This window comes from Amycolatopsis sp. Hca4, from assembly GCF_013364075.1.
GTDB lineage: Bacteria > Actinomycetota > Actinomycetes > Mycobacteriales > Pseudonocardiaceae > Amycolatopsis.
In genome coordinates this window covers 2,229,352-2,246,130 of sequence record NZ_CP054925.1, presented here as the reverse complement: position 1 = coordinate 2,246,130, position 16,779 = coordinate 2,229,352, and the positions used below count along the sequence as shown (strand labels likewise).

General features: G+C 74.3%; 1 protein-coding gene. It reads left to right on the top strand.

Features of this window, described 5'->3' with window-relative positions; genetic code table 11:
- Positions 1 to 6: 6 nt before the first annotated feature.
- Positions 7 to 16,608 (top strand): hypothetical protein, encoded by a 16,602-nt coding sequence (locus tag HUT10_RS09645; protein ID WP_176170866.1) that lies wholly within the window; start codon positions 7 to 9, stop codon positions 16,606 to 16,608.
- Positions 16,609 to 16,779 lie beyond the last annotated feature (171 nt).

Genomic DNA, 16,779 nt, shown 5'->3' with positions numbered 1-16,779 from the left:
TGGGCGGTGTTCGAATCAGGTGACGGGCCGGTGCACCCGCCCGCCGACCTGCAGCGGTTCCTCAAGGTCACGCTCGGGATGGAGTGGCCGGAGGGCAACGTCGGCAGCATGCGGGCGATGTCCCAGGGGTGGACCGACGTGTCCCACGCCGCCGAAGAGTTCGCGGCGAAGGTGCGGGCCCGCGCGGCCGACCTGGACCGGGCGATGGACGGCGAGTACGCCGAAGCGATGTCCGAATGGCTGACCGGAACGGTCGCCGGCGCGCTGGAGCAGCTGGAGCAGTACACCAAGCAGCTCTCGGCGTCGTTGCGCAACGCCGCGGCCGACGTGGAGAAGGCGCAGATCCTCATCATCGTGGCCGCGACGTTCGCGCTGGCCCAGGTCATCTTCCTGCTGGCTTCGGTGATCTTCGCGTGGATGGCGCCCGCGGTGGAAGCCGCCGCGCAGCTGACCCTGCGGATGATCATGCAGCAGCTGATCGCCAAGCTGACGTCGCTCTCCCTGGAGAAGCTCTCCTGGGAAGCGGTCAAGCAGCTGCTGATCCGCATCGCGCCGTGGGTCCAGTCGACGGCGATCGACGTCGGCGTTTCCGCGGCGGCCGGCGCCGGCATCATGGCCTCGGCGGACTACTTCACCCAGCTGGGGCAGAACAAGAACCACCAGCGCGACCACATCGACGGCAGGTCGGTCGGCCAGTCCGCGATCGGCGGCGCGATCGGCGGCGCGGCCTCGGGCGTGATGACCAGCGGCGCCCGGGTCGTGGTGTACGCGGCGAAGTCGGCGGCCGCGGAGTTCGGCAAGAAGATCCCGCCCGGCCTGGTCGTGCTGGGGCAGCTCGGGTACGCCACCGGCCAGGCGGCTTCGGTCGCATGGAGCAACCCGATCGTGAACGCGGCCCTGGACAACCCGGACGCGTTCTGGGGCGGCATCCTGGGTGCGATGTCGGGCTACGGCCGCCCGCACCTGCCGGACCGCTCGGGCGGTGGCGAAGCCGCGCTGAGCCCCGATGTGCCGGACCTGGCGCCACCCACGCTGGAGAAGCCGGACGCGAGCGAGAACCAGCCGGCGCTGGTGATCCCACCGCCGGACGAGGCGGGGGCACCGGGCGGAGAGCAGACCGGTGGCGGCTCGGTCGCGGGTCCGTCGGGTTCGTCGGACGGCACGGCGGCCGACGCGCCTGCCTCTGCGGCAGCCGGAACGGCCGGCCGGCCCACGGTGAACGGGCAGACCCCGGCGACGGGCGGCCGCACGGGCGCGAACGAACAGGGCACCGTGGGGCCGAGCGAGCAGCGGGTGGTTTCGCAGCCCGTGACCAGCGGGAAGACGCCGTTGGGTCAGCTGTTCGCCCCGGGGGGAGCCGGCTCGTCGGCGAGTACTCCGGGCGGGCCGGCGTCGGTGGCGACCGGCGGCCCGGCGGGGGAGGGGGCGAGCCGTCCGGTCGCAGGCACGACGGGCGGTCCGGCGGCACCGAGGCAGGACTCCCGCCCGGCAGGCCAGGCAGCAGCGGACCCAGGACGGCCCAGCACATCCGTTTCACCGGGCGGCGACGCCCGTCCCACGACGAGCATGCCGGGACAGCCGTCGGCGCAGGGCGGGGGTTTGCCCGGTCAGGACGCGCGTCCGGCCACGAGTGCGCCTGGTCAGCCGTCGGCGCCGGGCGCGGGTTCGTCCGGTCAGGACGGGCGTCCGGTGGTGGCGGCCGATGGTCGCCCGGCCGCGAGTGCGCTTGGTCAGCCGTCGGGCGAACCCACCACCCGCCCGGCGACATCGGGCGGCGACACCCGTCCGGCGACGGTCGATGCCCGCCCGGGTACGGGCGCGGCAGGCCAGTCCCCCGCGCCGACGAGTGGGGACACCCGTCCGGGTACCAGCACGTCGGGCCAGTCGCCGACACCCGCGACCGCGGGCGGCGACGCCCGTCCGGGGGCAGCTCAGCCCTCGCCCCCGATCGGCACCTCGAGCGGCGACGCCCGCCCGGGTACCGGTGCCGCAACCCAACCTTCCGGAGCCGCGAGCGGCCCGAGCGGCGACACCCGTCCGGGGACGGGTACAGCGGGACAGCCCTCGACCACCGCGGGCGGCCCGAACGGGGACGCCCGTCCGGGTGGTGCAGGTCAGCCGTCTGCGGCAGCGAACGGGGATACCCGTTCGGGTGGTGCAGGTCAGGCGTCCGTGCCTGCGAACGGGGATACCCGTCCGGGGACGGTGGGCCGGCCGTCGGTGAGCGGCTCGGCCGGCGAAGTTCCTCCTGCCGGCCCCCCTTCGGCGCCGACGAGCGGAGAAGCCCGTCCGGGAGCGGACAGCCAGCCTCCGGTTACGGCCAGTGGCGATGTCCGTTCCGGTGCGAACGCTCCCGCCCAGCCGGGTCCCGTGGCCGGTTCGGCTGCGGGACGTCCGGGCGCCGGCCCGGCCGGCAGCGCGGACGGCCGCCCGGCCACGAGCACACCGGCGTCTGCCGGCCAAGCGCCGGCGGAGCGCCAGGGGAGTGGCTCAGGGGCGCGGCCGGTGACGCCGGCCGGCGATGTCCGGCCCGTTCCGGGTGGCGATTCGGTGCCGGCCCGTCCGGTCACCAGCGGGCCCGTGCACCCGTCGGGCAACACGCCGCCGCCGAGTCCGTCCGCAGAACCAGGCACCGACGGGGCACGCCCGGCCGCCGGCGACGGCGTCCGGCCCGCCGAGCCCGCCCGTCCGGGCGGCAGCGACCCGGTGCGGCCGGGTGCCGATACCGGGCGGCCGAACGCGAACGACGCAGTCCGCCAGGGCGCCGACGGCAGCCGCCCGGGTGGAGACACCTCGATGCGCCCGGTCGCGAGCGACGTCGGTCGTCCGTCCGGGGGTGACGCGGGTCGTCCGGCTTCGGTCGACGCGAGCCGTCCGGTCACGAGTGACCCGGGCCGCCCTGCAGCGGGCGACGCGAGCCGCTCCGCTGTGAATGACGCGGGCCGTTCGGCCGCGAGTGACGCCGGTCGTCCGGCTGGGGGTGACCCGGGCCGACCGGTCGCGAGTGACGCGGGCCGCCCTGCGGCGGGCGACGCGAGCCGCTCGGCTTCGAACGACACGGCCCGCCCCGCAACCGATGCCGCACGGCCGAGCACCGCCGACACCCCGCGCCCGCCCGCCGACCGATCCCACGCGACCGACCCCACGACGCGCCCCGCCGCTCCGCAATTGCCGCGGACCGACATTTCGTCCGCCGGACCGGCTCGGCCCGCGAAGGACGACTCCACCCCGCAGACCACCGACCACGTCGATCCCGCCGATGCCCATGCCGCCGTCGTGGCCGCTCAGCTTGCCACCACCCCGCCCGACGCGCCCGCGGCCGGCGGGGGGCGCACCACCGCCCCGGCCGCCGCCGAATGGTCTGCCGTGCGGGACTCCGTTCCCGCCACCCGGCACCGGGGGGAGCGGGTCACCTCCGACGGCACCACCGTCTCCCCGCTCCGCTTCGACGTGCGCCGGGGGCAGACCGCGCCGAACGAGTGGGTGCGCGAGCTGTCCGTGCCCGTCGACCTCGTCTCCTCGTCGGGCCGCGTGGACGCCGGGACGCGCCGGGCGCTCGCCGACGGCGTGCAGGGGCTGCTGGACGAACGGGTCAACGGGCGCCACCGGTTCGCCGACGGCGACCGGCTGCACGTCGTCGTCGACGCCGCGACCCCGAACGGGCCGCCGCGGCCGGGCTGGGAGCACGACGGCTTCCGGCGGGTGCCGGTCGAGGTCGACGAAGCGGCGCGGGACGGGCAGACGACCTGGCGCCCGGATGACGCCGACGCCGCGATGCACAAGCTGCTGTCGTTCGTCGGGGTGGACGGGAACGGGCGGCTGGGCGCCACGGACCTGGCGGCGATCGACGCCGCGATCCGCGACACCCGCGCCGAAAGCCACCCGGCACCGGAGGCGCCGAAGCGGCCTGCCGTGGTCGCGGACCCGTCCGGGGGCGTGGTGTGGCCGCAGCGCTCCTCAGCTCTGGGAACGGCGTGGACGCGCGGAGCAGACGGGTGGTACCGCGCCGAGGCGCCCGGGGGGATCGAGCGCGGCGGCGAGCGGACCGTGGTGCCCGAAGGCGCGCTGGCCGTGTTCGACGCCGGCGGCGACGTGCGGCACGTCGTGCTCGGGAACGGAGTCAGCTTCGAGCGTGGCCTCGACGGCGGCTGGTCGCCGCCGCGGACCCAGCCCGGCGAGGTCCGGGCACGCAAGACCGACGCGGCCGAGCCGCTGCACCGCCCGGACGGTTCGCTGCTGGCCGAGCTGCCGCCGGAAAGCGAAAAGGTGGTCGACCGCCACGGCGGCGCCGAGAAGGTCGTGGCCTACCGGCAGCTCAAGGACGACGCCGGGAAGTGGCTGCCGCAGCCGCGGGTGTTCGTGCCGTCCGAAGGCGGCGGCTGGACCGAACACGGCACCGGCGCGGTGGCGTACGAGGGCTGGCTGGCGAGTGCGAACAAGGCGCACGACGCGGCGCGGACGCTGTGGGACATCGCGGCGCGCTCCGGCCCCGAAATCCCGGAACACCGGAGGCTGACGGAAATCGGCGACGCGGAACTCGCGCAGCTGTACTCGCGCGGCTCGGAAGCGGACGCGTTCGCGGCGGTGTTCGAACTGATCCGGCGGTCCAAGGGGATCGCACTGCGGTGGACGCAGGTGTCGGCGGTGCACGCCTTCGGCAAGGGCCAGGTGGTGAACATGGCCGCCGGCGAGGGGAAGTCGTGGCTCTTCTTCGCCCACGCCGCCGTCAACGCCGCGCGCCCGGACGTCGATGGCGTGCAGGTCACCACCACGCGCGGAAACCTGGCCGACCGGGAACTGCCGCACTACCGGGAACTCATGTCGAAGCTCGGGATCGACGTGCACCGGCTCAACCCCGACAAACCCCCGCCCGGACCGCGCGACGGCCGCCCCACGGTCTACCTCGGCACGGCCGAGGATGTCGGCTTCACCTACCTGCGGCACGAAACCCTGCCGGGGCAACAGAAACCGGGCGACCCGACGGTGCTGACGGTCAGCATCGACGAGATCGACGAGGCGCTGGTCTACTCCAACTCGCAGTACATCCTCAGCGAAGGCGTGCAGGGGGTGGCCGCCCCCGAGGTCCAGGCGCACGTCGAGTGGGCGCACGACCTGGTGCGCGACGGCATGGACAGCGGCTGGCTGGAGGAAGCGGACTTCGGACGCGGGCCCGGCCAGGCGGGTGGTCCCGCGCGGCTGACCGGCCCGGGCCGGGAGAAGGTGGAACTGCTGCTGGGCCGTCCCCTGACCGACGCCGAGGTGTCGCGGGTCGACATGGCCGCGGCCGCGCAGTGGGAGTACCGCGAAAACGTGCACTACGTCCAGCACGAGGGCAAGATCTACATCATCGACCAGACCACTCACAGCGTGCTGTTCAACCCGGAAACCAGTTCCGAAAGCCGGTGGAACGGCGGGCTCGCGCAGGCGGTGGAACACAAGCACGGCCTGCAGATCCGCAGCGACTCGGACGGCAGCAAGAGCGTCACCGCGCACGAACTGCTGTCCAAAAGGGAGTACGGGCAGAAGACCGGGGCGTCGGGCACGGCCAACGGCCACGGCGACCAGTTCGCCGAAAAGGGCATGTCGCCGGTGGTCGAGGACATGCCGCGCTACTACGAATCGCGGCTGAAGAAGGCCGCCGACATCGTGGCCGCGGACGAGGACGCCAAGCTGGCACAGCTGGCCCGCGACGTGCAGGCCATGCAGTCGGCCGAAGGCACCCGGCAGCCGCAGCTGATCCTGGCCACCCGCAACGACCAGGTGGCCACGGTGTCGGGTCTGCTGAACGAGCTGAAGGTCGAGCACGAGGCGATCGACGCGAAGTGGCAGCTGGAGCAGGGCAAGAACATCGACGAGGCGTTCAAGGCGATCATCGACGCGGCGGGCGCACCGGGCAAGGTGCTGGTGATCAACATGCAGGGCGCGCGCGGGGTCGACATCACCACCACCCCGGAGGCCAAGGCCCGGGGCGACCTATTCGTGCGGGTCACCGCGCACTCGGAGATCTCCGCGGACATCGACGTGCAGGCGGAGAACCGGGCGGGCCGCAGCGGCGGCGGCGGTGAGGTCGTGTACTACTCGTCGCCGAAGGACGAGATCTACCAGCTGTCGCGGCACCCGGACGTCCAGCAGGTGGTGATCCGGTACGCCGACGCGGTTGTCGCGGGCGACGCCCCGGCCCGGACTGCGGCCGAACAGCAGCTGCGCGACCTGGTGGCGCCGCTGCAGCCGAACTCCGGGCACCCGATCGTCGACCTGGGCGCGGCGCGCCCGAACGCCCCGCCTGCCGGCGACGGCACCGGAACGGACCGGCCGGACGGGCTGCCGGAAACCCGCCCGCCGGAACCAGCGGACGCCCGGCCCGGCGAGCCGGTCGAGCTTACCTACCACGAGGGTCTCGCGGGGGCGTTGAACGCGGCGGAGCGGGAGTTCGCCGAGGGGCTGGCGCGGTGGCGGGCGGCGAATCCGGACGCGGTGCTGCCGGAGGGGGCCGTCGAGCGGGTGCACGAGGAGTTCGTGGCCGCGCGCGAAGAGGATTTCGAGGACCGGTTCGGCTCGTTGCGGACCGGGCGCGGTGCGGGGCGCGACGTGCGGGCGGCGTGGGAGTCCTGGCTGGCCGATCCGGCGGGAGCGGCGGGCTTGGCCGAGCGGTTCGCCCAGGCGGCCACGACGACGCCGCAGGCCGGGCTGGTCGAGCAGGACGAGCAGGACCCGCAAGGGCAGCACGAGCCGGTCGAGCTGACCTACCACGAGGGTCTCGCGGGGGCGTTGAACGCGGCGGAGCGGGAGTTCGCCGAGCGGCTGGCGCGGTGGCGGGCGGCGCACCCGGACGCGGTGCTGCACGAGGAAGCCGTCGGGCAGTTACACGACGAGTTCGTCGCCGCGCGCGAAGAGGATTTCGAAGACCGGTTCGGGTCGCTGCGGACCGGCCCGGGCGCGGGGCCCGGCGTCCGCGCGGAGTGGCAGTCGTGGCTGGATCGCCCGGCCGCGCACGACGACCTCGGCGAGCGGTTCACCCACGCGGCCACGCCGGCGCAGGAAGTGCGCCCGGGCCTGCGGGACCTGGCCGGCGACGGCGTCGTGCTCGCCGAAGACGGAGCTGTCGCGGACATCGGCGGGGTGAGCACGGGACAGCTGCTCCCCGGGGTGGCCGGCGCGCTGCCCGCCGACGTCGTGCGGCAGTGGCAGCGCGCGCGGGACGTGCTGGGGGCCGCGAAGCTGCCCGCGCCCGTGGTGGATGCCCTGGCCGTCCGCGCCGGGCAGCTGCTGTCGGACGCCTACCAGACCCAGACGTTCGTCGCCCCGGTGAGCCCGGCGCAACGCGACCTGGTCGCCCGCGACCGCGTGTTCCGCACCATCGTTTCCGCCCAGCGGGTCCAGGACCACGTGGCCGGGCTCGACGTGCGCCGCGCCGAACAGCGGGTCACCGAGCTGGCGCACCGGCTGGCCGAAAGCGTCGGCGCGCCGCGGCGCCGCGGCGCCCGTGGTGCCCGCGACGTCCCCGCCCCGGCGCCCGTGGCGCAGGGCACCGGCGGACCGGCTCCGGTCGCGCCGGTGGCCGAAACCGGAGCAGCGGACCCTCATTCGGTGGTCGAGGAGCTGCGGACGTGGCGGCCGACGGATTGGAGTGCGCCGGGGACCTGGCTGGATCGGTTGCGCGAACTGCGGGATCGGCTGCCGGCGGAGTACGAGATGCCGGAGGCGGGGACGAAGCCGCGGGGAGCCACGGCCGCGTTGCTGAAGTCGTGGGTGCTGGGCATGGAGGGGGTGACGAACCCGAGAACCGGCCGCGCCATCTCCGGACAGGGGGTGGCGGCCCTGGCCGGCCCCGGGGCGTTCACCAAGGCCTACCCGGCGAAGTGGTGGCGGAAGGCCAAGCAGGCGGCGCAACCGGCCACCGCGACCGCGCACGAACTGTTGTGGCGAGGCGACTTCACCAGCATGACCTCGTTCGACGTGGATTCGGACGCCTTGGCGCAGCTGCGTGCCGGAGCGGCCGTGGACATCGTGACCGAGCACCGGGAGCGGCGGGCCGGCGGCCGGGAGGACGCGGATCTGCGGCTCGTGCTGCACGTGGAGTCCTCGGGTCTCAACAGGAATCGCGAGGGTCAGTTCAGAAAGCTCGACGAGGCGCGTGCCCAGGTCCTGGAAGTGCTGCGGCAGGCCGGGGCGACGGCGGGGCAGGAGCCGAAGGTCAGCCCGGTTTTGCTGGTCAAGGCGAGCGGCCGGGTGCACCTGGAACTGCTGCGGGTGCCGGACGGTGGTGGGCAGCCGGCTGCTCATTACCGTGGGCTGCCGGCGCTGGATGTGGCGTTCATGGGGCGGCACAGCGAGTTGCCGTTGGCGCACGCGGACCGGGTCGTGGCGTGGGTGGAGGGGCAGGCGTGGCAGGCCCTGGACGAGGGACGGGCGATGCGGCCCGTCCGGTTCACACTCAATCCTCTGCGTGACGATCCGGAAAGCTCGCGGGGCAGCCGTGAGGCGCAGTTCACCGCGCTGGTCCGCCAGGGGGTGGCCAGCGCCCTCGGTGAACGGGGACGGGCGGGGCACGCCGTGCCCGACCTCGACGGCTTCGTCCCGGCGGTGAAGGTTCGGTACGAGGGCAAGCCGCTGCTCGCGGATCTGCCGGCCCGGGTCAGTTCCGAGGCCGAGTCCGTGGCGTTGCCGGAGGGGTATCCCGGCGAGGTCGTGGAGCGGGTGTGGGCGACCCCCTTCGCGAGTGCCCGGGCGGGCGTGTTCGCCGAGGACCGGGCGGCGCTGGCGGAGCAGTTCGAGCGGCTGGCGCCGTTGGTGCTGCGCCGGCACCGTCTCGGTCTGCGCCCGTTGGACGTCCGCCTCACCCAGGCGTTCGTGGTCAAGATCACCGACTCGGACGTTCTCGATACTTCGGTGGGTGAAGTGGCGCGCGAACTCTTCGCCCGGGTGCTGGAGGCGGCCCAGCCGGGTCGCCCGGACAAGGTGACTCCGACGGACCTGGGCCAGGAGCTCCCGATCGGGGTCTGGAACACCATCAACACGCGAGCCACGGACCTCACGGCGACGGAGGGTTACCGGCTGACCGTGCACCCCGACCCGCGGCCCGGCTGGACGGCGGCGGAGTACCGCGAGGCCCGGGAAGTGGACGAGCTGCCGTTCGTCCCCGGGAAGTCCGAGCTCGTCGAGGCCGCGGGGTGGGAGCTGCGGCAGGTCGTGGCCGGTGCGGTGGCGCGCGCGGTCGAGCGGGCCGGCGCCGCGGCCGGCAAGGCGGCCACGGTCGAGCCGATCACCCTGCAGGTGGAACGGCAGACCAACGAGTCGACGCAGGTGCACCAGAAGCGGGCGGCCGCTCTTCCGTCGCTGGTCGACACGCTGGTGGGCGCGGCTCTGGCCGCGCACCGCGGCCCGGACGGGACGCTCGCCGGCGGGGTGCGGATCACCCCGCCGCCGGTGGCGGTCGTGGCCGGGAAGAACCGGCCCGGGCCGACGGTGCTGCGGGTCACGGTGGGCCAGGCCGCCACCGCTGTGCCGGCCCGAGGCGAAGCCGCTCCGCGGGAGGAGCGGCAATGGCTGGTGCGGGCGGAACCGGGGCAACCGGGCCTGCAGTGGTGGGGAACCCGCCTGCGTGGCCGAGCCGGGCTGGACCGTGCGAGTCTGCGGACCCTGGTGTCCTGGGCCAACGCCGTGGTTCCGGTGCTGCGGGCCCGGGCGGAAGCCGGTGTCGAGCCGCCCGAGCTGCAGTTCGTGAGCTACGTGGCTGCGCCTCGTGCGACGGAGTCGCAGGTCCAGGCGGAGAAGACCGCGCGGCGGCTGGTGCTGGACACGTTGACAACGGTTGCGGGAGAGGACGGTCTGCGCCGCCCGGTGGGTTATCCCGACCAGGCCGTGTCGGTGGTGCTGCGCCAGCAGCAGCCGTGGGCGAAGGGGTTGGAGCTGTGGCTGCTTCCCGGCCCCGGCTGGACGATGGCGGGCTACCGGGCCGCGGGAGCACTGGACGTGACGTTCCCGCCCGGCGCGGCGAAGCCGGATCCCGCGGTGCAGCAGCGGGTGCGGTGGATGATCGCCGGCGCGGCGGAGCGGGCGGCGGCCGCGGGCGTGGACCGGTTCCCGGTGGAGCTGGGTCTGCTGTCCGGCCCGGGCGAAGAGGCGCTGGGTGAAGCGCGGTTGCGTGAGTTGGGTTCGCTGATCCACGACACCGTCGGGGAAGCGGCGGGTGACGCCGTGGTGGCGGAGCTGAAGACGGCTCCCGCGGTGCCGGAGCCGTCGTGGCCGCAGGGGATGGCGGCCGGCCGGGTCGTGGTCGGGGACGGCAAACCCGCGCCCACCGATCCGGGGATCGAGCCGGCCCGGCCGGTGCGGCTGGTGGTGCCGTCGTGGTCGGGTGAGCTGCGGGTGGAGCCGCTGCCGAAACGGCGTGGCGGCAAGGTGGCGGTCGGCCGCGGCGGGGACGAGGCGCCGCCGGCGCGGGTCACGCTCGACGAAGTACGGCTGGAGGAGTTCGCGCGGCAGCTGGCCGAGCAGTGGCGTCAGGTTCCCGCGGGCTCCGCGATGCCCGACATCCGGGTGCGGGTCGAGCTGCCGCGGCGCGAGTTCAAGTACCGGGACGCGGTGCTGGACCACGTCTCGGCCGCACTGCGCGGCCTGCTCGGCCGGCACGGGGTCGATCCTCGCGGCTGGGTGTTCGAAGAGCTGGTCTTCCGGGCGTCGGGGATCGAGGCGCGGGTGGCGGTGTCGGTGACCCCCGCCGCGTTGACGACCGAAACCCAGGTTCGCGCGGACTCGTTGTGGCAGGGCGGCTTCCTGGGCCGCAGTGCGGCCCGGGTGGCAGGGGACCGGCGCCTGGAGGGCAACGAGCTGTCCGCGGCGATGCGGCAGCAGCTGGCCTGGCGGGTGCAGGGATTCGCCGTCCGGGCGCTGGCTCCCGGGAACGACGAGCCCACGCTGGAGCTGGGGTTCCTCGCGGTCAACCCGGGGCAGGCGCAGGCGCGGCAGGCGACCCTCGAGTCCCAGGTGCGGCAGGCCCTCGACGGGGTGCCGGAGGTCGTGGCGCGGCCGGGGGGCGTGACCGGGTTCCTCCGCGACCGGGTCCGCTTCCGGCCGCTGGCGAGCTCGCAGTCGTGGGCGCCCGGAGTGGACCTGCGGGCCGTGGAAAGCACGGTGGCGGCCGTGAGCGCCACGGAGACCGAGCTGGCCGATGCCGAACTCGGCGCGCTGGACACGCCGTCCCCGGCCCTGTCGCCGGTGCCGGACGCGGCCGTACCGGGCGTCGTGGAGGAGGGCTGGACGACCGCGGTCACGCCCGTGGGCGAAAGCGGGTCCGCCGCTGTCGCGGAGGAAGACGACTTCGCCGCGTTCCTGCGGGATTACCAGGCCGGCGTCGGCGAATCCGGCGGCGGTTTCGGTGACGTACTGCTCGACGAGGAGCCTTTCGGTACCGGTTTCGCCGAGGACGGCGCGCCCGCGCTGACCGACGACGCTTTCCTCCGCAATCTCGAGATGATGGCCGGGAACACGGCCGGGTTCGGTGTCGACGACTTCTTCGCCGCGTTCGACGACCTCGGGGCACCGGGCGGGTCGGGCGGCTTCACTCCGGTTCGGGAAATTTCGCCGGGCCGGGCGGAAAGCGCCGAGCGGGCGCGGGCGCGGGTTCGGGCGTTGTCGCGACCGGTGCAGGAGGGGGACGGTTCGGGTCGTGTGCGGGTCGGGGTGGTGCTCGGGGATCCCGCGTTACCGGTGGCGCAGGCGGCCGGGTGGCTGCCGGCCGAGGCCGGGGTGTTCGGTGTGGTGTTGGTGGATCACACCGAGCGTCGGGCGCAGCGGGTGGCCGACGTGTTGGTGGACGCGGGGTGGGACGGGACGGACGCGCTGCGGCTGTACGCATGCGACGTCGATGGTTTGGCCGTGTTGGCCGATGGTCTCAGCCGGTTGGCGGGGGTGCCGGTGGCCCGGCCGATCGGTTTGTTGTGGCTGGGTGCCGATGAGGTGGGTCCGGCGGTGCGGGTCGGTGGGTTCTCCGCGGATGGTCGTCCGCTGCTCGACCCGGCCGGTTCGGGCGCTGGGTGGGTGTGGCATCACCCGCCGGAGGCGCTGCACCCGGCTGGTTGGACCGAGCCGGGTTCTTACGAGCTGCCGGTGCCCGGCGATGCGCCGGCGAGGCTCGGGCTGACCCGGGCGGAGCATCTGGCCGGGCCCGGCCAGGCTGGTACTCCGCTGCCGAGTGACGGTCAAACCGACGGGGACCCCGCCGATGGTCCGGCGCAGCCGGAAGCTTCGACCGAGGCGGACACCGGGGCGGCGGGTAGGCACCCGGTGGTCGAGGAGCTGCGGACGTGGCGGCCGGCGGATTGGAGCGGGTCGCAGACGTGGCTGGATCGGTTGCGCGAGCTGCGGGACCGGCTGCCGGTTGAGTACGTGGTGCCGGAGGTGGGGCAGAAGGCGTCGGGGCCCACGGCCGCGTTGCTGAAGTCGTGGGTCGTGGGCATGGAGGGGGTGCCGAACCCGGTCACCGGCCGCGCCGTCTCCGGCCCGGGGATTGTGGCCTTGGCCGGCCCCGGAATGCTCACCAGGAGCCTCCCGGCGAGGTGGTGGCGGCAGGCCAAGCCGGATGCGCCGCGGGCCGGTGCGGCCACCGCCACGGCGCACGAATCGTTGTGGCAGAGTGAGTTCCCCCGCTCGGCCTCGTCCGACGCGCTTTCGGATGCCTTGGCGCACCTGCGTACCGGAGCGGCCCCCGGGATCGTGACCGACCACGCGCAGCGGCGAGCCGCCGGGCTGGAAGACGCCGATTTGCGGCTCGTCCTGCACGTGGAGCTTTCGAGCGTCGCGAAGACCCGCGAGGGGCACACCAGGAGGCTCGACGAGGCGCACGCGCAGGTGCTGGATGTGCTGCGGCAGGCCGGGGCGGCGGCGGGGCAGGAACCGAAGGTCAGCCAGATCCTGATGACCAAGAAGGCCGGCCGGATGCAGCTGGAGCTGCTGCGGGTACCGGACGGCGGTGGCCGGCCGGCGGCCCACTACCGCGGGCTGGCGGTGCTGGACGTGGCGTTCATGGGGCGCTTCAGCGACCTGCCCCTCGCGCACGCGGACCGGGTTGTGGCGTGGGTGGAGGGACAGGCGCGGCAGGCGCTGGAGGAGGGGCGGCCGATGCGTCCCGTGCGGTTCACGCTTCCTCCCATGCGCGACGAGCCCGACGGCGCCCGAGGCCGGCGTGAGGCGCAGTTCACCGCCCTGGTTCACCGTGGGGTCGGCAACGCCTTCGAAGAACGGGAACGGGCCGGACACGCCGTGCCCGACCTCGACGGCTTCGTCCCGGCGGTGAAGGTCCGGTACGAGGGCAAGCCGCAGCTCGCGGACCTGCCGGTCCGGGTCACCTCCGAAACCGAGGCCGGGCCCCTGCCGGACGACTACCCCGGTGACGTCGAGGAACGGGTGTGGTCGATCACGGCCGCCAGCGGCCGGGCCGGCATTCTCGCCGAGGACCGGGCGGCGCTGGCCGAGCAGTTCGAGCGGCTGGTGCCGTTGTTCCTGCGCCGGCACGAAACCGGCCGCCGGCCGCTGGACATCCGCGTCGTCCACGGGTATTCGATGCACAGCACCAACGTGGACCCTGCCGACGCCGTGGTGCGCGAGGGCGTGGGCGAACTCTTCACCGAGGCACTGGCAGCGGCGCAGCCGGGTCGGCCGGACAAGGTGACTCCGGCGGACCTGGGACTGGAGTTCCCGGTCGGTGTCCGGAACATCCAGGCGAAGGGCAAGAATTCCACGTTGCCCCAGGGCTACTGGCTGACCGTGCACCCCGGCTTGCGTCCGGAGTGGACGGTGGCGGACTACCGCGAAACCCGGGAGCTGGACGAGCTGTCGTTCGTGGCCGGACAACCGGTGCTCGTCGACGTCGCGATGTGGGAGCTGCGCCACGTCGTGGCGGGCGCGGTGGCGCGGGCGGTCGACCGGGCCGGCGCCGCGCCCGGCAAGACGGCCACAGTGGAGCGGATCACCCTGCACCTGGAGAAGCAGGGAGTGGAGTCGGCGCAGGTGCACGAGAAGCGGGTGGCCGCTCTCCCGTCGCTGATCCCCGCGCTGGTGGAGGCGGCCCTGACCGGATACCGCGGACCGGACGGGACGCTCGCCGGCGGGGTACGGATCAGTCCGCCCCCGGTGACGGTCGTGGCCGGGAAGAACCGGCCCGGGCCGACGGCGCTGCGGGTCACGGTGGGCCAGCAAGCCGCCGAGACGGCTGCCCCGCAGCCGCGCGCGACCGCTGCGCTGACGGAACGGAACTGGTTGGTGCGGGCGGAACCGGGGCAACCGGGCCTGCAGTGGCGGGGCACCCGCGAGAGCGGCCAACGCTGGCTGGACCCGGCGAGCCTGCGCACCCTGTGGTCCTGGGCCAAGGCCGTGGCCCCGATGCTACGCGCCCGGGCGGAAGCCGGTGTCGAACCGCCCGAGCTGCAGTTCGTGGGCTACGTGAAGATGTCTCGCAACCCGGCGAACCGGACTCGGATGGAGGAGTTCGCGCGCCGGCTGGTGCTGGGATCGCTGTCGCGGGCGGCAGGAGAGGACGGCTTGCGCCGCCCGGTGGGGTATCCAGGCCAGGCCGTGTCGGTGGTGCTGCACAAGTCGACCCCGAAGGCGCGGGGGTTCGAGCTGTGGCTGCTTCCCGGCCCTGACCGGACGGTGGCGGGCTACCGGGCCGCGGGAGCGCTGGACGTGACGTTCCCGCCTGGTGCGGCGAAGCTTGCTCCCGTTGTCGAGCAGGGGGTGCGGTCGATGATCGCGGGTGCGGCGGAGCGGGCGGCGGCCGCGGGTGTGGACCGGTTCCCGGTGGAGCTGGGTTTGCTGTCGGGCCCGGGTGAGGAGGAACTGGGCGAAGCGCGGTTGCGTGAGCTGGAGTCGCTGATCCACGACGTCGTCGGGGAAGCCGCGGGCGATGCCGTGGTTGCGGAGCCGAGGACAGCTCCGGCGGCCCCCGACTCGTCGTGGCCGCGGGGGATGGCGGCCGGCTGGCTGAGGGTCGGGGACGGAACTCCGGCGCCGGCCGGTCCGGGGATCGAGCCGGCCCGGCCGCTGCGCCTGGTGGTGCCGTCGTGGTCGGGCGAGCTGCGGGTCGAGCCGCTGCCGAAATCGCGGGACGGAAAGGTGGCGGTCGGCCGCAACGGTGACGAGGCGCCGCCGGCCCGGGTCACCTTCGACGAGGTGCGGCTGGAGGAGTTCGCGCGGCAGCTGGCGGAGCAGTGGCGTCAGGTTCCCGCCGGTACCGCGATGCCCGACATCCGGGTTTGGCTCGCGCTGCCGCCCAACGAGCTGCGGTACCGGGATGCGGCGCTGGACCGCGTGTCGGAGGTGCTGCGCGGTCTGCTGCGCCGGCACGGGGCCGATCCCCGCGGCTGGGTGTTCGAGGAGCTGGCCGTTCAGGCGCCGGGGATCGAGGCACAGGCGTCGGTGTCGGTGACCCCCGCGGTGCTGACGACCGAGGCCCGGGTGCGCGCGGACTCGTTGTGGCAGGGCAGTTTCGTCGGCCGCGGCGCCCTCACGGTCACCGGAGGCATGCGCCCGGAGGGCAACGGGCTTTCCGCGGCGATGCGGCAGCAGCTGACCTGGCGGGTGCAGGAATTCGCCGCCCGGGCCCTGGCTTCCGGATACGCCGGGCTTGTGTTGGAGCTCGGGTTCCTCGCGGCCAACCAGGCGCAGGCGCAGGCCCGGCAGGCGGCTCTCGAGCCGTTGGTGCGGAAGGCTCTCGGCGGTGTGCCGGAGGTCGTGGCGCGGCCGGGCGGGGTGGCCGGGTTCCTCCGCGACCGGGTCCGCTACCGGCCGCTCGGGGGCTGGCAGCAGTGGGCACCCGGAACGGATCTGCGGCTCGCGGAAACCACCTCGGCCGCCGAGGACGCCCCGGCGACCGAGCGGACCGATGCCGCCCTGGATGCGCCATCGCCGTCGCTGTCGCTGGTGTTGGCACCGGAAGCGGTGGCCGGGCCGAGCACCGCAGAGGCACGCGGCACGGCAGACGTCGCATCCGCGGCTGTAGCCGGTCCGTCCGCCTTCGTGGCCGAAGACGACGACTTCGCCGCGTTCCTGCGGGATTACCAGGCCGGCGTCGGCGAATCCGGCGGCGGTTTCGGTGACGTACTGCTCGACGAGGAGCCTTTCGGTACCGGTTTCGCCGAGGACGGCGCGCCCGCGCTGACCGACGACGCTTTCCTCCGCAATCTCGAGATGATGGCCGGGAACACGGCCGGGTTCGGTGTCGACGACTTCTTCGCCGCGTTCGACGACCTCGGGGCACCGGGCGGGTCGGGCGGCTTCACTCCTGTGCGGGAGATCTCGCCGGGCCGGGCGGAAAGCGCCGAGCGGGCGCGGGCGCGGGTTCGGGCGTTGTCGCGACCGGTGCAGGAGGGGACGGTTCGGGTCGTGTGCGGGTCGGGGTGGTGCTCGGGGATCCTGCTTCGCCGGTGGCGCAGGCCGCCCAGTGGCTGCCGGCCGAGGCCGGGGTGTTCGGTGCGGTGCTGGTGGACCACACCGAGCGTCGGGCGCAGCGGGTGGCCGACGCGCTCGACGAGGCGGGGTGGAATGGCACGGACGCGCTGCGGCTGTATGCGTGCGACGTCGATGGTTTGGCCGCGCTGGCCGATGGCCTGAGCCGTGCGACGGGTGTGCGGGTGGCGCGGCCGACCGGTTTGCTGTGGCTGGGGGCCGACGAGGTGGGTCCGGCTGTCCGTGTCGGGGGGTTCACCGCCGATGGCCGTCCGCAGCTGGGGCCGGTCACGAGCGGGTGGGTGTGGCATCACCCGCCGAAGGCTCTGCACCCCG